19 protein-coding genes are annotated in these 22,191 nt (G+C 66.8%); 16 read left to right on the top strand and 3 right to left on the bottom strand.

Annotated features, from left to right (window positions below; genetic code table 11):
- Window positions 1-64 precede the first annotated feature (64 nt).
- The gene (locus ACIPXZ_RS14280) at window positions 65-961 is read right to left on the bottom strand and encodes a LysR family transcriptional regulator (RefSeq protein ID WP_400595440.1); all 897 of its coding nucleotides are present in this window, start codon (window positions 959-961) and stop codon (window positions 65-67) included.
- 112 nt (window positions 962-1,073) lie between these two features.
- On the opposite strand from ACIPXZ_RS14280, the gene ACIPXZ_RS14285 reads away from it, so the two are divergent.
- Complete coding sequence (locus ACIPXZ_RS14285) at window positions 1,074-2,489, top strand: M20 family metallopeptidase (protein ID WP_400595442.1); 1,416 nt, start codon at window positions 1,074-1,076, stop codon at window positions 2,487-2,489.
- A gap of 27 nt (window positions 2,490-2,516) precedes the next feature.
- Complete coding sequence (locus ACIPXZ_RS14290; protein ID WP_400595444.1) at window positions 2,517-3,839, top strand: MFS transporter; 1,323 nt, start codon at window positions 2,517-2,519, stop codon at window positions 3,837-3,839.
- Between the two features lie 196 nt (window positions 3,840-4,035).
- Here the strand turns inward: ACIPXZ_RS14290 and aceB are convergent, their stop codons facing one another.
- Both aceB and aceA read right to left on the bottom strand, forming a co-directional pair.
- Window positions 4,036-5,661 (bottom strand): malate synthase A, encoded by a 1,626-nt coding sequence (gene aceB, locus ACIPXZ_RS14295; RefSeq protein ID WP_400595446.1) that lies wholly within the window; start codon window positions 5,659-5,661, stop codon window positions 4,036-4,038.
- 30 nt (window positions 5,662-5,691) lie between these two features.
- Window positions 5,692-7,008 carry an isocitrate lyase gene (gene aceA / locus ACIPXZ_RS14300; protein ID WP_400595448.1) on the bottom strand — a complete coding sequence of 439 codons (1,317 nt, stop codon included), beginning with the start codon at window positions 7,006-7,008 and terminating at the stop codon, window positions 5,692-5,694.
- Between the two features lie 144 nt (window positions 7,009-7,152).
- Here aceA and ACIPXZ_RS14305 point away from each other — a divergent pair, with 144 nt between their 5' ends.
- The 14 genes from ACIPXZ_RS14305 to ACIPXZ_RS14370 all read left to right on the top strand — a co-directional run bounded on the left by ACIPXZ_RS14305 (window position 7,153) and on the right by ACIPXZ_RS14370 (window position 22,146).
- Window positions 7,153-8,655: a helix-turn-helix domain-containing protein gene (locus ACIPXZ_RS14305; protein ID WP_400595450.1), complete on the top strand. Its 1,503-nt coding sequence runs from the start codon at window positions 7,153-7,155 to the stop codon at window positions 8,653-8,655.
- A gap of 536 nt (window positions 8,656-9,191) precedes the next feature.
- Complete coding sequence (locus ACIPXZ_RS14310; RefSeq protein WP_400595452.1) at window positions 9,192-10,616, top strand: amino acid permease; 1,425 nt, start codon at window positions 9,192-9,194, stop codon at window positions 10,614-10,616.
- 275 nt (window positions 10,617-10,891) lie between these two features.
- The gene (locus tag ACIPXZ_RS14315) at window positions 10,892-11,677 is read left to right on the top strand and encodes an amino acid ABC transporter ATP-binding protein (RefSeq protein WP_400595453.1); all 786 of its coding nucleotides are present in this window, start codon (window positions 10,892-10,894) and stop codon (window positions 11,675-11,677) included.
- A gap of 1 nt (window position 11,678) precedes the next feature.
- A complete protein-coding gene (locus ACIPXZ_RS14320) occupies window positions 11,679-12,323 on the top strand; it encodes an amino acid ABC transporter permease (protein WP_400595455.1) in 645 nt (214 codons plus the stop codon).
- Window positions 12,320-12,973: an amino acid ABC transporter permease gene (locus tag ACIPXZ_RS14325; protein ID WP_400595457.1), complete on the top strand. Its 654-nt coding sequence runs from the start codon at window positions 12,320-12,322 to the stop codon at window positions 12,971-12,973. The genes ACIPXZ_RS14320 and ACIPXZ_RS14325 overlap by 4 nt, the downstream gene beginning before the upstream one ends.
- 48 nt (window positions 12,974-13,021) lie before the next feature.
- A complete protein-coding gene (locus ACIPXZ_RS14330; RefSeq protein ID WP_400595459.1) occupies window positions 13,022-13,897 on the top strand; it encodes a substrate-binding periplasmic protein in 876 nt (291 codons plus the stop codon).
- A 146-nt stretch (window positions 13,898-14,043) separates the two neighbouring features.
- A complete protein-coding gene (locus tag ACIPXZ_RS14335) occupies window positions 14,044-14,949 on the top strand; it encodes a dihydrodipicolinate synthase family protein (RefSeq protein ID WP_400595461.1) in 906 nt (301 codons plus the stop codon).
- Window positions 14,950-15,035: 86 nt separating this feature from the next.
- Window positions 15,036-16,037 carry a proline racemase family protein gene (locus tag ACIPXZ_RS14340; protein WP_400595463.1) on the top strand — a complete coding sequence of 334 codons (1,002 nt, stop codon included), beginning with the start codon at window positions 15,036-15,038 and terminating at the stop codon, window positions 16,035-16,037.
- A complete protein-coding gene (locus ACIPXZ_RS14345) occupies window positions 16,034-16,978 on the top strand; it encodes an ornithine cyclodeaminase family protein (RefSeq protein ID WP_400595465.1) in 945 nt (314 codons plus the stop codon). The genes ACIPXZ_RS14340 and ACIPXZ_RS14345 overlap by 4 nt, the downstream gene beginning before the upstream one ends.
- 20 nt (window positions 16,979-16,998) lie before the next feature.
- On the top strand, window positions 16,999-17,685 hold the full coding sequence (locus tag ACIPXZ_RS14350; RefSeq protein ID WP_400595467.1) for a GntR family transcriptional regulator: 687 nt from the start codon (window positions 16,999-17,001) through the stop codon (window positions 17,683-17,685).
- Between the two features lie 8 nt (window positions 17,686-17,693).
- A complete protein-coding gene (locus ACIPXZ_RS14355; protein WP_400595469.1) occupies window positions 17,694-18,875 on the top strand; it encodes an NAD(P)/FAD-dependent oxidoreductase in 1,182 nt (393 codons plus the stop codon).
- Window positions 18,872-19,159, top strand: a complete 288-nt coding sequence (locus tag ACIPXZ_RS14360; protein ID WP_400595471.1) for a (2Fe-2S)-binding protein — start codon at window positions 18,872-18,874, stop codon at window positions 19,157-19,159. The genes ACIPXZ_RS14355 and ACIPXZ_RS14360 overlap by 4 nt, the downstream gene beginning before the upstream one ends.
- Window positions 19,156-20,589 (top strand): NAD(P)/FAD-dependent oxidoreductase, encoded by a 1,434-nt coding sequence (locus tag ACIPXZ_RS14365; protein WP_400595473.1) that lies wholly within the window; start codon window positions 19,156-19,158, stop codon window positions 20,587-20,589. The genes ACIPXZ_RS14360 and ACIPXZ_RS14365 overlap by 4 nt, the downstream gene beginning before the upstream one ends.
- A 69-nt stretch (window positions 20,590-20,658) precedes the next feature.
- The gene (locus tag ACIPXZ_RS14370; protein WP_400595475.1) at window positions 20,659-22,146 is read left to right on the top strand and encodes an aldehyde dehydrogenase (NADP(+)); all 1,488 of its coding nucleotides are present in this window, start codon (window positions 20,659-20,661) and stop codon (window positions 22,144-22,146) included.
- Window positions 22,147-22,191: the final 45 nt, after the last annotated feature.

Genomic DNA, 22,191 nt, shown 5'->3' on the forward strand with positions numbered 1-22,191 from the left:
GGACTTCAGGGTCGGTGCAGGGTGCCCGCGCCTTAAGCTACTTCTCGTGCTGCCGAGGGATGGTTTAGTCCGAGGTCAGGACTTCGGACAGGGTTACGAGGAACGCCGAGATGATCGCGGATTTCCGTCGTCTCGACATCGTGTGGATCTGTGCTTCGCGCTGGTTGAGCACACTGTGATCAACCGCGACGAATACCAGGCCAGTGAGGGCATCTGCGGGTACCGCCAGCCGACTCGCGAGCGCGATCCCTGCCCCGTTCCGCGCGAACTCCAGGGCTGAAGCCACCTGGTCCGTCTCGAGTGCTATCTCGGCAGCCAGCCCCTCACGTTGCAGCGCGATGTCGAAGAGTTCTCGCTGAGTGATCCCAGCCCCCGCCAGCGTCAATTTGTGCTCGCACAATTCTTCGAGGGTGATGCTGGATCGCGCGGCGAGCGGGTGTGAGGTCACCATGGCGGCATACAAGGGGGCGGGCCTGGAGAACTCCACCGCGACGTCCTTCTGTGGACCGAGAGTGAATGCTGCGCCGACATCTGCCCGTCCGTCGATGACCTGGCGAGTCGCGTCTGACGAGGATGTGACCGCAAGCTTGAACACCACATCCTGGTGAGCTGCGCTGATCTTCGCCATGGCAACGGCCACCCTGCTGCTGGCCAGCCCCTCGGCGCTCGCAACTTTGATGAGACGAGTTCTTCCTGCTGTGGAAGCTCTCAGTTCCTCCAGGAGGGCGCCACTTTCGGTTTCGCTGCGGCGGGCATGCGCTAAAAGGAGCCGGCCAGCTTCGGTGAGCAGCATCCCGCGTGGATGCCGGATGAAAAGTGGAACCCCGATTGCGGCCTCCAGCCGGCCGATCTGACGGCTGATGGCCGAGGGGGAGACGTGCAGAGCCTCGGCCGCCTCGGTGATGGAGCCGCTGCCCGCCACCTCCTTGAAATAGATGACGGGTGGGGTCAGCAGGTGCATCACGCCTCCTCGATATGCATGAAAGTCAAAGCCATTTGAGAAAATGATACTGGGATGTGAGTTCCAACACCTCTAGGCTCGTGAAATCAATCACGATTCTAGGAGTAATTTGATGAGCCTTAGGGCTGAACTGTGCCGAAAATCCAGGGAATATGTCGAATCCGGACGTTTCATTGCCGAGCTTCGCGAGGCGGTTGCCTATGCGACCGTGAGTGGAAGTCCTGAAGGGCGTATTGCACTTAACGCATACCTGAATGATCTTCTTGTTCCGTCTTTGGAAAAGCTGGGCTGCGTCGTCACCCGCTTCGACAGCTGGGGTGGGGGAAACAACTCCTTCGTCCTGGGTAGCAGGGCCGAGGACTCCCGCCTGCCTACGGTGCTCTGCTACGCGCATGCGGACGTGGTGAGCGGCCAGGAGTCGGAGTGGAGCGAGGGACGGAACCCGTGGGTCCTGAGTGTGGAGGGTGAACATTGGTACGGTCGCGGCACGGCGGATAACAAGGGACAACATCTCATAAACCTGGCCGCACTCCACCTCTTGCTGGCCGAGAAGGGGCAGCTGGGCTTTAACCTGAAGTTCCTGATCGAATGCGGTGAGGAGATCGGTTCCCCCTCCCTGTCGGAGTTCGCAGCGGCCGAGCGCCCACGGCTGGCCGCGGATGTGTTCATCGCCTCCGATGGGCCCAGGCTCGATGCCGGGACTCCCACGATCTTCCTGGGGGCGCGGGGTGGAGCGGACTTCGAGCTCTCCGTCGATCTCCGGGACGGCGGATACCACTCCGGCAATTGGGGAGGGGTGCTGCGCAACCCGGCTACCACTCTCGCGGGGGCGATCGGCACTTTGGTAGACGGGCACGGCCGGATCCAGCTTCCCGCTCTCCTCCCGGAGTCGCTTCCGGAGTCCGTCCGGCGGTCCCTCGCGAAGGTCGTCCTTCAGGTCCAGCCCGATGGTCCGGACCGGGATCCCCTGTGGGGTGCTCCAGAGCTGACCGCTGCCGAGCGCGTGTACGGCTGGAACACTGTGGAAGTCCTTGCCATGAACGCGGGGGACATCGCTGCCCCCGTCAACGCCATTCCCGGCACGGCACGCGCTATGCTCCAGCTCCGCTACGTAGTTGGAACCCCGGTGTCCGGGATCGCTCAGGCCATTCAGGATCACCTGGACGCTCACGGCTACGGAATGGTCCAGGTGAAACTGGGCACGGTGTTCCCCGCCAGTCGACTTGACCCTGATGATCCCTGGGTGGACTGGGCCACGCGGTCCGTGGAGGAAACCGTCGGACGGGCCCCCGCCGTCCTGCCGAACATCGGTGGGTCGCTGCCGAACCACGTGTTTGAGGACATCCTGGGGCTTCCCACCCTCTGGATTCCGCACTCCTACCCCGGTTGTCTCCAGCACGCTCCGAACGAGCACCTCCTCGGTTCCATCGCCGTGCAGGGTCTCCAGATCGCGTGTGGGCTGTTTCACGACCTCGGTCAGGGCGTGAACCTGCCCTTCGCAGCCCGGGGCAACGCCTCAATCGTCTGATGATCCCCTTCACCCTGAGGAAACCCCATGTCACTTTCCCCTGAATCCCCCCGGAATCCGGATGCGCCGGAAGCGGTGTTCTCCACAGCCACTCCCACCGGACAGCGGCGGGCGAATGCCCGTGGCATCGCCGCCGCGACAATCGGGAACGCTCTCGAATGGTTCGACATCGGCATCTACGCGCTGTTCGCGATCTACATCGGACGGAACTTCTTCCCCTCAGAGAACCCCGCGGTGGAACTGATCCAGACCCTCGCCGTGTTCGGTGCCTCCTATCTGGTCCGCCCGCTCGGCGGCCTGATCCTGGGCTCCTACGCAGACCGGAAGGGGATGAAGAAGGGTCTGATGCTCACCATCAGGCTCATGGTGCTCGGCACGGCTCTGATCGCCTTCATGCCCGGGTACGACCAGATCGGCATGCTCGCGCCGATCGGTATCATCGTGGCTCGCCTCATCCAGGGTTTCTCCGCCGGTGGCGAGTTCGGCGCAGCCACTTCATTCCTGATCGCCCAGGACCCCTGCCGCCGGGGATTCTTCGCCAGCTTCCAGTTCGCCAGCCAGGGGCTCGGATCGCTCATGTCTGCCGGCTTCGCGGCCGTTCTCACGGCGATCTTCTCGGACGCCGACATGACAGCCTGGGGCTGGCGGATTCCGTTCGTCTTCGGCCTGCTGGTGGGTCCGGCCGGATACTTCATCCGCAAACACGTGGACGAAGCTCCGATCATCCGGGAATCCGAGAAGGTTGAAGTCTCCCCGATGCTGGACATCTTCAAGACCCAGAAGATGGGCATCCTCATTGCGGCGGGCGCCCTGGCGATCTCCACCGCGCTGAACTACATCCTGCAGTACCTGCCCACTTTCGGCATCAAGGAACTGGGACTGGAGCCTTCGGCGTCGTTCTTCTGCTTGGTGATCGCGGGCGTCATCTTGACGTTCGGTACGCCGGTGGTGGGACACCTCTCCGATCGCTTCGGACGGCTGAAGATCATGGTGCCCACGGTGGTCGTCACCGCGGCCGTGGTGGTCCCACTCTTCCTTTGGTTGGTGGCAGGGAGGTCATTCTGGGTATTGGCGGTGTCCATGGTCATCCTTGGTAGCCTGAAGGCCGCCTATTTCGGGGCTTTGCCCTCGGTCATGTCCGACGCCTTCGATGCCAGGTCCCGAGCGACAGGCCTTTCTTTCAGCTACAACGCGGTGGTGACAGCGTTCGGGGGTTTTACTCCCGCGATTGCCGCGTACCTGGTTGACGCCACGGGCCAGGACGAGTCACCCGGATACTATCTGGCCGCCGTCGCCTGCCTGAGCCTGGCCGCACTCGGTGCCGGGTTCAGGTACCGCGGTATCAGGTGACGATGTCCTGCACGCGAGAAGCCAGTTGAGCACAGTGTTCGTAACGAACACTGTGCTCAACTGGCTTCTCGGGGTGCCGTGCCCTGCCTGCTTGCTTCTCGCGGAGCCGGGCGGTTCTTCCCTTCCTCACCGGGCCGCCCCCGTCCTTCGGGGTACGTGTTGCGAGTCCGTCGCGGCCCGGCGCCGACAGGAGGTCTCAGGCGGCCACCAGCCGGCGCTCTCTCGCATCCTCGGTGGAGGTCGACAGGAAGCGGGCGTAGGCCGGGATGGTCAGGAAGGTCGGGAAGAAGGAGGCCAGGGCCACTTCCTCGAAGATCTCCCGGGCGTCACGGAAACGATCGCCTTCGAAGCGCTCCAGGCTCGCGTACACCTCTTCGAAGATCTCCGTCACCCATTCCCTCGTGATCACCTCGCCCTGGTCCGTGATGGCCTGGTTGTGGATCCACTGCCAGAGCTGAGATCGGGAGATCTCCGCCGTGGACGCGTCCTCCATGTTCCGCCGGATGGTCACCGCGCCATTGCCCCGCAGCCAGGACTCGATGTAGCGGATGCCCACCTCCACATTGGAACGGATACCGGACTCGGTGATCGTCCCGGTGGTCTGGGACAGATCGATCAAAGCCCGGGCGTCCGGCACGACGTCGTCGCGCCGGCGGTCGATCTGGTGCGGGCGCTGGCCGAGGGCCGCGTCGAGCACCTCACGGGCCGAGGAAACCAGGTCCGGATGCGCCACCCAGGTGCCGTCGAAGCCGTCCACCGCGAAGCGGGTGGTGTCCGCCCGGACCGCCGCGGTGGCGCGGGCGTTCTGAGCCGCGTCACGCCGGCTCGGAACCTCGGCCGACATGCCGCCGATCGCCATGGCACCCCGCTTGTGACAGATGTGCACCAACTGCTCCGAGTAGGCCCGGATGAACGGCTGGGCCATGGTGATCTGGGATCGGTCCGGCAGGACGAAGCGCGGGCCGCGGGTGCGGAACGTCTTGATGAGGGAGAAGATGTAGTCCCAGTGGCCGGCGGCCAGCCCGGAGGCGTGGTCTCGCAGCTCGTACAGGATCTCCTCCATCTCGAAAGCCGCCGTGATGGTCTCGATCAGGACCGTTGCGCGGATGGTGCCCTGCGGCAAGCCCAGCAGATCCTGGGCCAGGATGAACAGGTCATTCCACCAGCGGGCCTCCTGATGGGTCCCCACCTTCGGCAGGTAGAAGTACGGGCCGCGTCCCTGGCTCAGGAGCCGGTGGGCGTTGTGGAAGAAGTACAGCCCGAAGTCCACGATGGAACCGGAGACCGGTTCGCCGGCCGCCAGAATGTGCTTCTCCGGCAGGTGCAGACCGCGGGGCCGCATCACGATGGTGGGCAACTGACCCTCGTTCAGGCGCAGCTCCGTCCCATCGGACGCCGTGAAGTCGATCCTCCGCTCCAGGGCGTCGACCAGGTTCAGCTGACCGGAGATGATGTTGCGCCAGGACGGGGTGAGCGAGTCCTCGAAGTCCGCAACCCAGACCGAGGCGCCCGAGTTGAGAGCGCTGATGGTGGTGCGGCGGTCCGTAGGGCCCGCGAGCTCCACGCGGCGTTCGTTCAGGCCGGGGGCCGGCGGGGCGACGCGCCAGGCCGAGTCCTCCCGGATGTGGCTGGTGCCGTGCAGGAATCCAGGGTCCTCGCCCCGGGTGATCCGGGCCCGGCGGCCGTGCCGCGCGTCCAGCAGTTCGGTGCGGCGTTCGCCCAGGGCGCGGTGCAGCTGTCCGATGAAGTGCAGTGCCTCCGGGGTCAGGATCTCGCCCTGGCGCCGGATCGGCTGAGCCGTCAGCTCGAAGGTGGTGGTCATGTCACTGTCCTTAGAAATATCGAGGGAACCTCAGTGGAACTGACCTTCTTCGGTGGATCCCACCAGGGCCAGGGTGCTGCCGTTCGGGTTCAGGGCAGTGGAGACCAGATCGAAGTAGCCGGTGCCCACTTCGCGCTGGTGCTTGGTTGCGGTGTATCCGCGGTCTTCGGCGGCGAACTCGCGCTCCTGGAGCTCCACGTAGGCGCTCATGCCGTCACGGGCGTAGCCGTGGGCGAGATCGAACATGGAGTAGTTCAGGGCGTGGAAGCCGGCCAGGGTGATGAACTGGAAGGTGAAGCCCATGGCGCCCAGCTCGCGCTGGAACTTGGCGATCGTGGCGTCGTCCAGGTGCTTCTTCCAGTTGAAGGACGGGGAGCAGTTGTAGGCGAGCATCTGGTCCGGGAACTCGGACCTGACGGCCTCCGCGAAGCGGCGGGCGAGTTCGAGGTCGGGAGTGCCGGTCTCCATCCAGATGAGATCGGAGTACGGGGCGTAGGCCTTGGCCCGTGCGATGCAGGGTTCGATCCCGTTACGGACCTTGTAGAAGCCCTCCGCCGTGCGCTCGCCGGTGATGAATTCGGCGTCGCGTTCGTCCACATCGCTTGTGATGAGGGTGGCTGCTTCGGCATCGGTCCGGGCCACGATCACGCTCGGAACGCCGGAGACGTCGGCGGCCAGACGGGCCGCATTCAGCGTACGGACGTGCTGCTGAGTGGGGATCAGAACCTTGCCGCCCAAGTGTCCGCACTTCTTCTCGCTGGCGAGCTGGTCCTCCCAGTGGACGCCGGCGGCGCCGGAGGCGATCATGCCCTTCATGAGTTCGTAGGCGTTCAGCGGGCCGCCGAAGCCGGCCTCGGCGTCGGCCACGATCGGAACCAGCCAGTCCTCAACGCTCTGCTTGCCCTCGGAGAACTCGATCTGGTCCGCGCGGAGCAGCGCGTTGTTGATACGGCGGACCACCTGCGGTACCGAGTTGGCCGGGTAGAGCGACTGATCGGGGTAGGTCTGGGCGGCATTGTTGGCGTCCGCGGCGACTTGCCAGCCGGAGAGGTAGATGGCCTTGAGGCCGGCCTTCACCTGCTGCACGGCCTGGTTGCCGGTCAGGGCGCCGAGCGCGTGGGTGTACTCGCCACGGCTCTTCTGGTCCTGGAGCTGTGCCCAGAGCTTCTCGGCCCCACGGCGGGCGAGCGTGTGCTCTTCGCTGACACGACCACGGAGGCGGACGACGTCGGCGGCCGTGTAGTCGCGCTGGATGCCCTCCCAACGCGGGTTGGCAGACCATTCGAGCTGCAGGGCGGCTGCTATCTCTTCGGGAGTGCCCTGTGCTGCGCTGAATTCTGCGGTCATGTCTGTCTCCTCATATAGGGCTCTTCGCTGAGCTCATGAACGGATGGGCCGTTCTTTCCTGTGCTTCAAGATTTCCGCACTTTCCACGCCCGCTCTAGAGAAAAGTGGTGGAAAGAAATGCACTTCTTCGCGTATTCTCAAAAAATGACGGGTATGGAGCAGCGGAAGGTCCACGGCGGCTGGAGTGCGGACCGCGAGCGGCCGGTGCCGCTGGCGGACAGCGGCGGGGTGGATGTCATCGCCCTGGGGCGCCGGGTGAGGCACCTGCGCAAGAAGGCCGGGCTGACGCTGGAGGCGCTTTCCGCCGTCGTCGGCATGGCCCCGAGCCAGCTCAGCCTCCTGGAGAACGGAAAACGCGAGCCCCGTCTGGGCGCCATTCAGCAACTGTCCGCAGCGCTCGGCGTCGGACTGGACGATCTGCTCGGGGCGGAGCCGCCGAGCCGCAGGGCGGCGATGGAGATCGAGCTGGAGCGCTACCAGCGCAGCGCGCTGTACGAGTCGCTGAACCTGCCGGCGATCCGGATCGGGCCGCGCTTGCCCAGCGATGTGCTGGAAGCCCAGCTGGGGCTGCTGAAAGAGCTGGAACGCCGGCTCAATGAGCAATTGGCGACGCCGGAGGAGGCGCGCCGCGCGAACACGGAACTGCGCGTCATGATGCGCGAACGGGGGAACTACTTCCCGGAGTACGAGGCCGAGGCCAAGAAGGTGCTGACGGGGGTCGGTTACACGGGCGGCCCTCTGAGTCAGTACGTCATTTCGGACATTGCTGCGCATCTGGGGTTCACGCTGCACCATGTGGGGGACCTGCCGCATTCAACGCGCAGCGTCACGGATCTGAAGAATCACCGGATCTACCTCACGCAAGGCTCGTCCGGGGATCACGACCCGCGCTCCGTGCTCCTGCAGGCCCTGGGGCACTATGTGCTGGGGCATGAGACACCCCGCAGCTATGGGGAGTTCCTGCACCAGCGGGTCGCCACCAACTATTTCGCCGCGGCCCTCATGCTCCCGGAGGATGCCACCGTCGAATTCCTGCAGCACGCCAAGGCGGCCAAGGAGATCGCCATCGAGGATCTGCGGGACCACTTCGCGGTGTCGTACGAGACGGCGGCGCACCGCTTCACGAATCTGGCCACGCATCATCTGGGCATCACCACGCACTTCCAGAAGACCCATCAGAGCGGGATCATCTACAAGGCCTATGAGAACGACGGAGTGATCTTCCCGAAGGATCACACCGGCTCCATCGAGGGACAGCCCAGCTGCAAGAACTGGACCAGCAGGGTCGTCTTCACGGTGCCGGACAAATTCAGCCCGTACAGCCAGTACACCGACACCAAGGCGGGCACCTTCTGGTGCACGGCTCGCACGGAGAGATCCGCCGGCGGTGAATTCTCCCTGTCCGTCGGGGTCCCGTACGCCCACGTGAAGTGGTTCCGTGGGCGGGAGACGACGGTCCGTTCGGTCTCCAATTGCCCCGATCCGTCCTGCTGCAAGCAGCCTCCCGGAGACCTCGCCGAGGCCTGGTCCGGCAACGCCTGGCCATCCGCGCGGGCACATTCGCACCTGCTGGCGGCCTTGCCGCCGGGCGCCTTCCCCGGGGTTGACGAGACCGAGGTGTACAGCTTCCTGGCGGCGCACGAGTAAGAGGCTCCGGGGGATTCCTGGCCGTTGGAATTCCTGTCGGGGCGGGCTTTTATGCTCGGAAGCATCCCCAGATCATCCGGGGGACTGGTAATTCATCACTATGACATATATAAATGTCCTACAACTGGATGGGACATCTCCCGTCTTCGTCGATGGATGGGTGGAGCCATGGATGATCAAGGCCGGAACGGGCGCGCCGACGCGACGGGCGCGACTGGACCGCGCAGGCTGTCGCTGGGTCAGAGGCCGGGCCTGCCCTCCCGGGCCACTCGTGCGATCCCGACGGATGGGTCCCCGCCCCCGGGTCCGGTCTTCGGGATCGCGCGGGTGGTCTGGGCGGATCTGCCCCGCCGCCCCGAGCCTGAACGCTCGCGACACGGCTGAGCGGGGGTCCGTGTCCTCCGGGTGGACTCTCAATGGTGATCTCTGAGCGGCGCTCTCTCAACAGTGCTCTCCCGACAGCGCTCTTCAACTAGGATGCTGTGCCGGCCGTGCTTCCGCTCGGCGCAGCATCCGTACAGAGGGAAGAGGTCACCATGTCAGCGGCTCCAGCAGACGGCGGCGGAAAGAAACTCCGGTCACGGCACGTCACGATGATCACCCTGGGCGGGATCATCGGTTCGAGTCTCTTCGTGGGCTCGGGCAATGTGATCCATGCCGTCGGCCCGGCGGCGGTGATCTCCTATCTGATCGGTGGCCTGCTGGTCTTCCTCGCCATGCGCATGCTGGGTGAGATGGCCGCGGCCCGGCCGGCGGTCGGCTCTTTCATGGAGTATGCGCGCGTCGGCCTGGGGGACTGGGCCGCGTACTTCGTGGGGTGGCTCTACTGGTATTTCTGGGTGGGCGTGATCGCCTATGAGGCCGTGGTGGGCGGATCGATCCTGCATGGCTGGATGCCCGGCGTGCCGCAATGGGTTTTCTCAGTGCTCCTGCTGCTGATCTTCACCGGTTCCAATCTGGTGTCGTTGCGGTCCTTCGGTGAGACCGAATTCTGGCTTGCCAGTATCAAGGTGGCGGCCATCGTGGTCTTCCTTCTGGTGGGCATCCTCTTCGCCTTCGGGCTCTGGCCGAACTCCCACTTCGCGATTCCCAATCTGTGGGAGCATGGCGGATTCATGCCCGCCGGTGCGGGGGCTGTGATCGGTGGCGTGGCGATCGTGATCTTCTCGTATTTCGGCACCGAGATCGCCGTCATGGCGGCATCGGAGTCCGAAGATCCTGCCAAGGGTGTCCGCCAGGCGACCAGCACGGTGATCTGGCGAATCCTCATCTTCTTCGTCGGAGCGGTACTGCTCATCGTCACGATCGTTCCCTGGAATCAATTGCCCGATCCCAAGGAGCGGGCTCCGTTCGCCTACCTCTTCGGTCTCTACGGATTGCCCGGGGCTGAAGTCGTCATGAGCGCCGTCATCCTCACGGCCGTCTGTTCCGTGCTCAACTCGGGCCTGTACTCCGCGGCCCGGATGTTCTCCTCCATCGCCGAACAGGGCTATGCGCCGAAGATCATCGCGCGCAAATCGGCTTCGGGCGTCCCGGTGGCCGCCGTCATCGCCTCCACGCTCGGCGGCTATGCCGCGGTCATCATCAACTTCGCCGCTCCCGATTCGGGAATCTTCGACTTCATCATGAATTCCGCGGGTCTTGTCGCGCTCTTCGTCTACGCCTTCATCGCGCTCACCCAGATGCGCCTGCGCTCCCGGATGACCGCCGAGGAGGCTGCGGCACTCAAGCTTCGCATGTGGCTGCACCCATGGCTCGCGATACTGCTGATCGCGGCGGTACTCGGGATCGTCGTCGTCATGCTGTTCTCTGGCGAGTCCGGGCAGACGCAGGTGTGGACCTCCCTCGTCTCCGTGGCGGTTCTCGCCGTGTTCTGGCCACTGGTGCGCCGCAAGCTCAAGACCCGTCGCGCGGCGGGCCTCGCGAACGAGGAGGCACCAGTGGAGGTCGCCGGTCACTGAGTCTCCGCCCGTCCCGCAGTACCCGTGAAACCGCGGGCCTTCTGCGAAACAGTGCATCAAGCCCACTGTTTTCGCAGAAAGCCCGCGGTTTCACGCCGTCCTGGGCGGTGCTGTCCGGCTGGTATCGGCCGCTGGTGGTGCCGGGCCGGAAATTCTTCAGCAGCAAACCCTTGACCTCATCAATGTGACATGTACCATTGCACATAGCACGTGATGGACATCACAAAGTGCTGAGAGGCCGGGAACCCAACCCGGCCCTGACAGGGAAGACGGGCATGGCGAAAACTACCCCCACCGAAGCGCACCGAGTGCCTCGGCTCGGTATCCAGCTGGAGCACATCTCGAAGCACTACGGAGACCATGTGGTCCTGGACGATGTCTCGCTGGACGTCGAACCGGGCACCGTGACGGCTCTGATCGGCCCGTCGGGCGCGGGGAAGAGTACCTTCCTGCGCTGCATCAACCTGCTGGAACAGCCGGATGGCGGCACCATCCGCGTGGCCGGCCACACCATCGAGCCCGGTAAGAACATCGCCCCCCGCGATCTGGCCCGCTTGCGCAGCGCCGTCGGCATGGTGTTCCAGTCCTTCAATCTCTTCCCGCACATGACCGCGCTGAAGAACATCAGTTTCCCTCAGCAGCGTGTTCTCGGCCGCAGCAAGGAGGAAGCGGACGAACGGGCCATCCAGCTCCTGGAGCGCGTGGGACTGGCCGACAAAGCGGGCCAGCACCCCGGCCGCTGCTCAGGTGGTCAGCAGCAGCGCATCGCCATCGCCAGGGCGCTCGCGCTGGATCCGAGCATCATGCTTTTCGACGAACCGACCTCCGCACTGGACCCCGAGGTGGGCCTGGAAGTGCTCGCGGTCATGCGGGAGCTGGCCTCGGACGGCATGACGATGGTCGTCGTCACGCATGAGATGCAGTTCGCCCGCGACGTCTCAGACACCTTGGTGGTCATGGCCGATTGCAAGATCATCGAACAGGGTGACCCGCGGGCCATCATGAGCGATCCGCAGGAGGCCCGCACCCGGCGCTTCCTGCGCGCCGTCCTGGAGCGCTGAGATGGACGCGCTCATCGCGGTCGTCCAGGGTCTGCCCATGACCCTGTTGCTGACCCTCTCCGCCTTCGCGATCGGGATCGTGGGTGCGGTTCCCGTCTCCCTGGCCCTGACCTCGCCCTTCGCGCCGTTGCGCTGGCTCGCCCGCCTCCTCGTGGATCTCATCCGGGGTGTGCCGATCATCGTCTGGCTCTTCCTGCTGAAGTTCGGCATCCATTTCGGCGCCTTCAAGTTCAGCCCGATCAGTGCCGCGATCGTCGGCCTCGGAGTGGTCTCGGTGGCTTATCTCGCAGAGATCTACCGCGGTGGAATCCAGGCCGTGCCCCGGGGCCAGCTTGAGGCCTCCAAGGCTCTGGGCCTCTCCGGCGGAGTCACGTTCTTCGGGGTCGTCATCCCGCAGGCCTTCCGGATCGTCTCCCCGTCCATCGCCACCTACCTGGTGGGCCTGCTCAAGGACTCCTCGATCGCGTCCACCATCATCGTCGCCGAGATGGTGTTCCAGTCGCAGTCCTATGCGCGACAGCATCCGACGGTGGAGGGCATTCTTCCGTACGTGATCGTCGGAATCATCTACATCGCGCTGAGCCTGCCCGTGGCCTATCTGTCCCGTCGTCTGGACGCCCGTATGAGGAAGGCGGTCTTCGCATGAGCTGGCTGGAACAGTGGGGCGGCTATCTTCCCCAGATGATGTCCGGGCTTGGCGTGAGTCTCTTCATCGCCGCGGTCGCGATCGTGCTCGGCTACCCCCTCGGGCTCCTGCTGAGCCTCATGGTCCAGCACCGGAACCTGGTGATCCGCACCCTGGGCCTGGTCGTGGTGGAGGTGGGTCGCGGCGCTCCGGCACTGGTCATCCTCTACCTGGTCTACTACGGCCTGCCGAAGTTCGGCATCGCCTTTGAGAGCATCCAGGCCGCCTGCATCGCTCTCGTCTGGAATGCGGCGGCGTATTCGAGCGAGATCATCCGCGCCGGACTGCAATCGGTGGCCCGCGGGCAGACGGAGGCCTCGCAGGCTTTGGGGCTCTCCACCAGGGACGCCTTCCTCCGGGTGATCATGCCGCAGGGCATGCGCTCGGCGATCCCCGGGCTGATGGGTGTGGCCATCCAGATGTTCCAGGGCACGTCCCTGGCGTACGCCATCGCCGTGCCGGAACTCATGAAATCGGCCTACAACATCGGCAGCCAGGACTTCAACTACCTCCAGATCTTCACGCTGGCCGGTCTCTGCTATGCCGTGATCTCCATCCCGGCTACCTGGATCACCGTCTTCTTCGAAAAGCGTCTCTCGCGTCACGCCTGAGACATCCGTTCGCTTCTCTTCCCAACCCCTTTCCCGAGAGGAAACCCCATGGAAATCCGTAACTTCAAGCGCCCCGGCGTGCTGGCCGCCGTCGTCCTGCTGGCCGGGGCCGGCTTGACGGCCTGCAGCGGCTCCGGTTCGACGGCGGCGCAGTCCGATTGCACACCGAAACACCAGAACGTCCAGACCGTCTCGCCGGGCAAGCTCACCATCGGCGTGATCGACATCCCGCCCTTCAGCAGCTACAACAGCGGCAAGCCGACGGGCATCGACATCGACATCGTCAACAAGATCGCCAAGGACGAATGCCTGACGCCCGCCTATCAGCAGGCTACCTACGCGGACGCCGTCCAGTCGATCTCCGGTGGGAACATCGATCTCGCGGTCGGCACCATCGACGCGACGGAGAAGCGCATGAAGGCGGTGGACTTCTCCGCCTCCACCTACCTGGACGGCATGGGCATCGCCACCAAGAGCGGAGCCACAAGCGTTGCCGATCTGGAGAAGCTGAACAAGGTGGGCACGATCGACGGCTACCTCTGGGTGGAGGACCTGAAGAAGATCCTGGGCGACAAGCTGGTCACCTACCCCAGCAGCGTCGAACTCAAGGCCGACTTCGACGCCGGTCGGCTCGACGCCGATGTGGACGCCTACGGTGTCCAGGTGCTCCAGTTCAAGGACGCGAAGGGCATCACGGTGTCCCTGGCGAACGACAAGCCGGACCCCCGGGTCGGTGCGATCACCCACTCGCCGGAGGCCGCCTTCCCTCTCACGAAGGGCAACACGAGCCTGAAGCAGGCCCTGAGTGACGGGATCGAGGCCCAGCGCAAGGACGGGTCCATCACCAAGCTCCTCACGGGGGCCGGTCTCACCGAAGGCCTCGGCAAGGTCGCGGACACGCAGTACGTGGTTCCCGCCAGCTGACGGGACCCGTTTCCGATGCCGGGGCGGAAGCCCCGGCATCTTCTCCAGCTCCTGTGCAATGTCACATGGTAATATAAATACTGTGAGGTGACTCACAGCGCGGCCGCCCATCCGGCGCGGAGCCGCCTCATCGAAAGGAACCGGAAATGACCGAAACCCGTATGCCGTGGCGCGGAGTCCACGTGGCCACCACCCTCCCGTTCAACGCGGACCTGAGCGTCGACTACGAGGCGTACGCCCAGAACATCGCCTTCCTCGCCGCCGGCGGCTGCGATGGCGTGGCACCGAACGGCTCCCTGGGGGAGTATCAGACCCTCAGCGACGAGGAGCGGGCCCGCGTCATCACCACGGCCATCGAGGCCGCACCGGAGGGCTTCACCGTAATGGCCGGCGTCGGCGCCTATGGCGGTCTGCAATCCCTCCGCTGGGCCGAGCAGGCCGCGGAAGCCGGCGCCCAGTCCGTCCTGGCCCTGCCGCCGAACACCTACCGTGCCAACGACGACGAGGTCGTGGAGCACTACCGTCTGGTGGCCAAAGCCGGCCTGCCGATCGTGGCGTACAACAACCCCATCGACACCAAGGTCGATCTGACCCCGCGGCTCCTCGCCCGACTGCACGGCGAGGGCCTGATCGTGGGCGTCAAGGAGTTCAGCGGAGATGTCCGCCGTCCCTACGAGATCAAGGAACTCGCCCCGGAGCTCGACATCATCATGGGCGCCGACGACACCGTGCTGGAACTGGGCCTTGCCGGTGCTGTCGGCTGGGTGTCCGGCTACCCGAACGCCATCCCGGAGATCTCGATGGAGCTGTACCGGCTCGCCATCTCCGATCAGGGTGAGGACCTTGCCCGCGCCCGGGAGATCTACCGTGAACTGCACCCGCTCATGCGCTGGGACAGCAAGACCGAGTTCGTCCAGGCCATCAAGCTCTCCCAGGACATCGTGGGCCAGCGCGGCGGCGTGACCCGTCCGCCGCGCGGCCCGCTGTCCCCGGAAACCGTCGCAGCCATCACCCGCGACACGGAAGCCGTCCTGGCCAAGGGTTACAAGTAGGACCGGACATCGATTGCTCCGTAGCTGTCGTTATGGAGCCTTAAAAGGACAGTTACGGAGCACTCGATGAAACGAGGGAGCGCAGCATGAGGACGAAGAGGATTTTCTACGCCGTGGACTCCCACACCGAGGGGATGCCCACGCGTGTCATCACCGGCGGCGTGGGAACCATCCCCGGGGCCACGATGGCGGAGAAACGCCTCTGGTTCATGGAACACAGCGACTGGATCCGCACCCTCCTGATGTACGAGCCCCGGGGCCACGCCTCCATGAGCGGGGCCATCCTGCAACCGTCCACCCGGCCGGACGCGGACTTCGGTGTGCTCTACATCGAGGTCTCCGGCCTGCTGCCGATGTGCGGTCACGGCACGATCGGTGTGGCCACGGTGCTCGTGGAAACGGGCATGGTGGATGTCGTGGAACCGGTCACCACCGTCCGGCTGGACACCCCGGCCGGACTGGTGGTGGCTGAAGTCGCTGTCACGGACGGGCACGCGGAGTCGGTGACGATCCGCAACGTCCCCTCCTTCGTGGACCGGCTCGATGCCGAGGTGGAGGTTCCCGGGTACGGGACGGTCTCCTACGATCTGGCGTTCGGGGGCAACTTCTACGCGGTCGTTGAGCTGGACGCCCTGGGCCTGCCGTTCGAGCGTTCCCGCAAGGACGATCTGCTCAAGGCCGGCCTGGCGATCATGGAGGCCATCAACGCGGCCGACGAGCCCGTCCACCCGGAGCGGCCGGACATCCGCGGCTGCCACCACGTCTATCTGAAGGCGCCCGGTTCGACCGCGGAGCTTTCCCGGCACGCCATGGCGATCCATCCGGGCTGGTTCGACCGGTCGCCCTGCGGCACGGGGACGAGCGCCCGGATGGCCCAGCTGCACGCCCGTGGCGAGCTCGCCCTGGACACGGACTTCGTGAACGAGTCCTACATCGGCTCCCGTTTCATCGGCCGTCTGGTCGAGGAGACCGAGGTGGCAGGCCGCCCGGCCGTGGTTCCCACGGTCACCGGCCGGGCCTGGGTGACGGGCACCGCCCAGTACTTCCTGGACCCCACGGACCCCTTCCCGGAAGGTTTCCTGCTGTGAGCCTTCCGTACTTCGACGACGCCGCGGTCCGTGCCGCCGCGGGATGGACGACGGCGGTGGAAGCGCTCGCCCAGGCCCTCCGTGACGGGACCGACCCGGAGTCGGACAGTCCACGGATCTTCGCGCCCGCTCCGGGCGGGGAGTTCCTCATCATGCCGGCTGCGGACCGCCGTTACAGCGGGGTCAAGGCGCTCACCGTCGCTCCCGGGAACCCGGCCCGCGGCCTGGAGAAGATCCAGGGCGTCTATGTTCTCTACGACTCGGACACGCTCGCTCCGCTCGCCGTGCTGGACGGTACCGAACTGACCGCCGTCCGGACCCCCGCCACGACACTGCTGGCGGTTACGAGACTGCTGGCAGCAGCCCCCGATGCTGCCCCGGAGCGTCCGCACGTGCTGGTGTTCGGGGCCGGTGTGCAGGCCCTGAACCATCTGCGCGCCGCACACGCTCTCATCCCCGGAGCCACCTTCGGGGTCGCCGGACGCACTCCGGAGCGCACCCGCCGGCTGATCGAGACCCTGGCCGCAGAGGGCGTCGAGGTCAGGGAGCAGACGGCCGACGACGTCGGGACGGCCGACGTCGTGCTCTGCGCCACCACCTCGGCCACGCCGCTGTTCGACGGAGCGCGCGTCGCCCCCGGTGCGGTGGTCGCGGCGGTGGGCCAGCATGGCCTCGACGCGCGCGAGGTGGATGCCGCGCTGGTGCTGCGCAGCGACGTCGTGGTCGAAGGGCGGGCCTCGGCTCTGCGCGAGGCGGGCGATCTGATTCCGGCGCGCAGTGCCGCCGACTGGGAACGGATCGCCCCGGGCAACCTCCGTGATCTGGTGCTGGGCCAGGTCACCCGGACACCCGGGAAGCCGTGTCTCTACGCCGGGGTGGGCATGGCCTGGGAGGACCTCGTGGTGGCGGCGGTGGTGTATGAAGGGGGTAACACCTCGTGACTGCCCTAGGAGTGTCTGCCATGACCGCGAACCCCGGCCTGCCCCTCGCCCCTCTCGGCCCGCAGCGGAGCCTGCGGGAGACCGTGACCGAGTCCCTTCGCGCGGCGATCATCGCGGGTTCCCTGGAGGAGGGCACGCTGTACTCCGCCCCGGCCCTCGGCACCGCTTTCGGGGTCTCCGCGACCCCGGTGCGGGAGGCGATGATGGACCTGGCACGCGAAGGTCTGGTGGAGACGGTCAAGAACAAGGGCTTCCGGGTGACCGGCATGAGCGACGCCGAGCTGGACGAGATCACCGAGATCCGTCTTCTCGTGGAGCCACCCATCGTGGGACGGCTGATCGGGCGCATCCCTGAGACGGCGTTCCCGCGCCTGCACACCCTGGCGGAGGCGATCGTCAGCGCGGCCCGGGAAGGCAACCTCGCGGAGTACCTGGCAGCCGACCGCGCCTTCCATGCGGAGCTGCTGCGCCACTACGGGAACGGCCAGCTGGTGGAACTCGCCACCCAGCTGCGCATGAAGACCCGCATGTACGGCCTGCGGAGCCTCAGCGAATCGAACAAGCTGGCGGACTCCGCCCAGGAGCATCACGAGCTCCTGGACCTCATCGAGGCCGGTGACGCCGGGGGCGCGGAAGCCCTCATGCGGCGCCATCTCGGCCACGCCCGCGGCCTCTGGGCCACGGGCGATCAGGAACCACAGACCTAGGAGAGCACATGAGCAGGGCCAGCGATGTCCTGGTGATCGGCGCCGGCGTCATGGGCGCGGCCACAGCCTATTTCGCCACCCGCGCGGGGTTGTCGGTCACGATCGTGGACAAGGGGTCTCCCGGGAGCGGGACATCGTCGGCCTGTGAGGGCAACATCCTCGTCTCGGACAAGGAGCTCGGCCCGGAACTCGAACTGACCCGGTACTCCCTCTCCGTCTGGAAAGGTGAGCTGGCGGAGCACCGGCATCTCTGGGAGTTCGAGGCGAAGGGCGGGATCATCGTCGCCTCCCGGCCCAGCAGCCTGGAATCCCTGCACCGGGTCATGACTGTGCAGCGTGGTTTCGGCGTCGCCGTGGAAGAGCTGGATCCCGCCGCCCTGCGTGCGACAGAGCCCCACATCACCCCGGCCGCCCTGGGCGGCGCCTACTATCCCGAAGACAGCCAGGTCCAGCCCATGCTCGTGGCCGCCCAGCTGATCCGGCTGGCCGTCGACGGCGGGGCGCGCTTCCACGCGGGAGCGTCCGTGACCGAGGTGCTGCGCGACGGCGGACGGGTCACCGGAGTGCGCACGACGCGTGGCGATTTCAGGGCGGACGCCGTCGTGAACTGCGCGGGCACCTGGGCCGGGGAGATCGGTGCGCTCGCGGGGGTGAATGTCCCCGTCATGCCGCGCCGCGGCTTCGTGATGGTCACCGAACCGCTCCCGCCCCTGGTCCACCACAAGGTCTACGCCGCCGAGTACATCGACAATGTCGGGAGTTCCGATGCCGGGCTCCAGGGGTCCCCGGTGGTGGAGGGCACCCCGGGCGGGACGATCCTGATCGGGTCCACCCGGGAACGGGTGGGCTTCGACCGCCGGGTCAGTACGGAGGCGCTGGGGCTGCTCGCCCGGAATGCCACCGCGCTCTTCCCCTTCCTCTCCACGGTCCGGGCCATCCGGCACTATCACGGTTTCCGGCCGTACTGCCCGGACCATCTGCCCGTGATCGGGCCGGACGAGCGGGCTCCCGGGCTGTGGCATGCGGCCGGTCACGAGGGCGCCGGCATCGGCCTCTCCGTGGGCACCGGAAAGCTGCTGTCCCAGGCGCTGACCGGGGAACCCACCGACGTGGACCTGACACCCTTCGCGCCCGCGCGCTTCGGCGAGCGGAGCCCCGCGCATCCGAGCCTTGAGGAGGCGGCACAGTGAATTCCCCCGGACGAGAGATCGGCTTCACCTTCGATGGCCGCGAGCTGAGCGCCCCGGAAGGGCAGAGCGTCGGAGCGGCACTGGTCGGCAACGGCATCACGGCCTGGCGTGGAACGCGGAAGGAAGAACGCCCGCGGGGGCTGTTCTGCGGGATCGGCGTGTGTTTCGACTGTCTCGTGGAGGTGGACGGTGTGAGCAATCAGCGGGCGTGCCTGGTTCCGCTGTGCGAGGGGATGGAGGTGCGCGGCAGTCTGCCGGACACCGAGGCGGAGGAGACCTCATGAGCGGAAAGTTCACCGTGGACGTCGCCGTCGTCGGAGCGGGCCCCGCGGGGCTGGCTGCCGCGGTGGAGGCGGTGGAGGCCGGGGCGAGTGTCGCCGTCGTGGATGCGGGCCAGCAGCCCGGCGGTCAGTTCTGGAGGCACCGCCCCGAGCAGGACGGGGTGGAACCGGACGGTCAGGGTCATCACGACTGGTCGGTGTTCCTGGAGCTGCGCCGCCGCTTCTCCGCCGCCCGGGCGTCAGGCCGGATCACCTACCTGGCGGGCCGCCAGGTCTGGATGGCCTCCCGGGACGAGGACGGCTACGTGCTGCGGACCACGGACACCGTGGCCTCGGCTGAGGGCGGGCCGGGGGAGACGGTGCGGGCGTCGCGCCTGGTCCTGTGCCCGGGCGGCTACGACCGCCAACTGCCCGTGCCCGGCTGGGAGCTGCCCGGTGTCATGGCGGCGGGAGGTGTCCAGGCCTTCCTCAAGGCCAACGGTGCCCTTCCGGGCCGCCGCTTCGTCGTGGCCGGGACCGGGCCGTTCCTCCTGCCGGTGGCGGCCAACATCGCCGAGGCGGGCGGTCAGGTGCTCGCCGTGCTGGAATCCTCCAGCCTGAGCGGTTGGCTGCCCCAGTGGCGGGCCGCGCTCGGTGTGCCGGGCAAGGCGCTGGAAGGGGCCGAATACGCCGCCGTGTTCGCGCGGCACCGTATCCCGTACAAGACCCGCAGGATCGTGACCTCGATCGAGGGGGAACGCGGCGTCGAGTCCGTCCGCTGGGCACGGGTGGACGGTCAGGGCCGCGCGATTCCCGGCAGCGGTGGGCAGTACGACGACGTCGACGTGGTGGGTTTCGGCTGGGGCTTCACTCCGCAGATGGAACTGCCGCTTGCACTCGGTGTGGCCACGCGGGTGGACGCCGACGGTTCCCTCGTGGCCGTCGTGGACGAGCAGCAGGAATCCTCGGTGCCCGGCCTGTACCTGGCCGGTGAGGTCACCGGCGTCGGTGGCGCCGTGCTGGCGGTCCTTGAGGGCCGGGCGGCCGGTGCCGCGGCGGCGGGCGCCGTCGTGCTCTCCTCCCAGGACACCGCCCGCCGAGACCGGCACCGGCGCTTCGCCCAGGCGATGCACCGGGCTCACCCTGTCCCGGAGGCATGGCAGGAATGGCTCACCCCGGAAACCCTCGTGTGCCGCTGCGAAGAGGTCACCGTGGAACAGGTGAGCGAGGCCCGCACCGGGCTCGGGGCGGATGACTCCCGGAGCCTGAAATCCTTCACCCGTGCCGGCATGGGCTGGTGCCAGGGCAGGGTCTGCGGATTCGCCGCGTCCTGCCTGGGGGCGGGCCCCGGACGGGATGCGTCCGCCGATTCCCTCGCATCAAGTGCCAAGCGGCCCCTGGCGGTCCCGGTGCCGCTGGGCGAACTCGCCCTGCTGGACACCCCGGGCGACTGAACCTGCTTTTCACCTCTTCGATTTCCCTCTCCGCGGCCCGGCCGTGGAACTCCCCGGAAAGGATTCTCCATGAGCGTCACCACCCCTTTCAGCACGACTTTCAGCACGACGGAACCCACCCAGGATGCGGAGCTTGAACGCCTGCTCGCCGGTGTCCACGCTGCGGCCGCACCGCTGGCGGCCCTCCGCCCGGCCGCGCGGGCCACCCTCCTGGAGGCGGTGGCGGACGACCTCGACGCCGCCGGTCCGGAGCTGATCCCCGTGGCCCAGTCCGAGACCCGGCTGGCCGCGGCCCGGCTCAAGGGGGAGCTCAAACGCACCACCTTCCAGCTGAGGCTGTTCGCTGAACTGCTGCGTGACGGCGCCTATCTGGATGCCCGGATCGACCACGCGGACCCGGAATGGCCCATGGGCGCGCCCCGCCCCGATCTGCGCCGGTTCCGCACCGCGCTGGGCCCCGTGCTCGTGTTCTCCGCGAGCAACTTCCCCTTCGCCTTCTCCGTGGCCGGAGGAGACACCGCCTCGGCACTGGCCGCGGGCTGCCCGGTCCTGGTCAAGGCCCACTCGGGGCACCCGGAGCTCTCCCGGTTCACGGCGAAGGTGGTGGCCGGTGCACTGCGCCGGGCGGGTGCCCCGGACGGGACCTTCGGCCTGCTCTTCGGCACCCAGGCCGGTGCCGCGGCCTTGCGGGATGACCGGATCACGGCCGGGGCCTTCACCGGGTCCATCCCGGGCGGTCGTGCGCTGTTCGACATCGCGGCGTCCCGCCCCACGCCCATCCCGTTCTTCGGGGAGCTGGGCAGCAACAACCCGGTGTTCGTCACGGAGGCGGCCTCAGCTGAGCGCGGGGAGGAGATCGTCCAGGGCTTCGTGGGATCCTTCACCCTCGGCTCCGGCCAGTTCTGCACCAAGCCCGGCACGCTCTTCGTCCCGGCGGGCTCGGATCTGGTGCAGCGGCTCCGGGACACCGCGTTGCCGGATGCGGCCCCTCTGCTGAACGACCGCATCCAGGGCGGATACACCGAGGTTCTGCAGGATCTGGAGCGGCATCCGCACCTGAGTGTCCTGGTTCAGGGTCCGGAGCCGCTGGCCGATCCGCCCTCGCCCACTCTGCTTCTCACCACTGCGGAGGACATGCTGGCCGATCCGCACGCGCTGCAGGCCGAGTGCTTCGGGCCGACCGCCGTCGTGGTGACGTACACGGACGAGCGGCAGCTGCTGGAGCTGGCGGAGAGTTTCGAGGGACAGCTGACCGCCACGATCCATGGCACCGAAGCCTGCCAGGTGGCCGGGCTGGTGGAGATCCTGGCCCGCAAGGCCGGACGGGTGCTGTGGAATCAGTGGTCCACGGGCGTCTCGGTGACGTACGCCCAGCAGCACGGCGGGCCGTACCCGGCCACCACAGCGTCCGGCAGCACCTCGGTGGGCACGGCCGCGGTCGAGCGTTTCCTGCGTCCGGTGGCTTACCAGGGCTTCCCGCAGCACCTCCTGCCGGAAGCCCTGCGGGACGAGAACCCCTTGGGTGTGCCGCGCCTGGTGGACGGCCGGAGAGACTGAGCGCTGTGTCTCACTGACAGTTCGGGCCCCGCAGGATGTCTCCTG

It is taken from the genome of Arthrobacter sp. NPDC090010 (assembly GCF_044748305.1).
Taxonomy (GTDB): Bacteria; Actinomycetota; Actinomycetes; order Actinomycetales; family Micrococcaceae; genus Arthrobacter_E.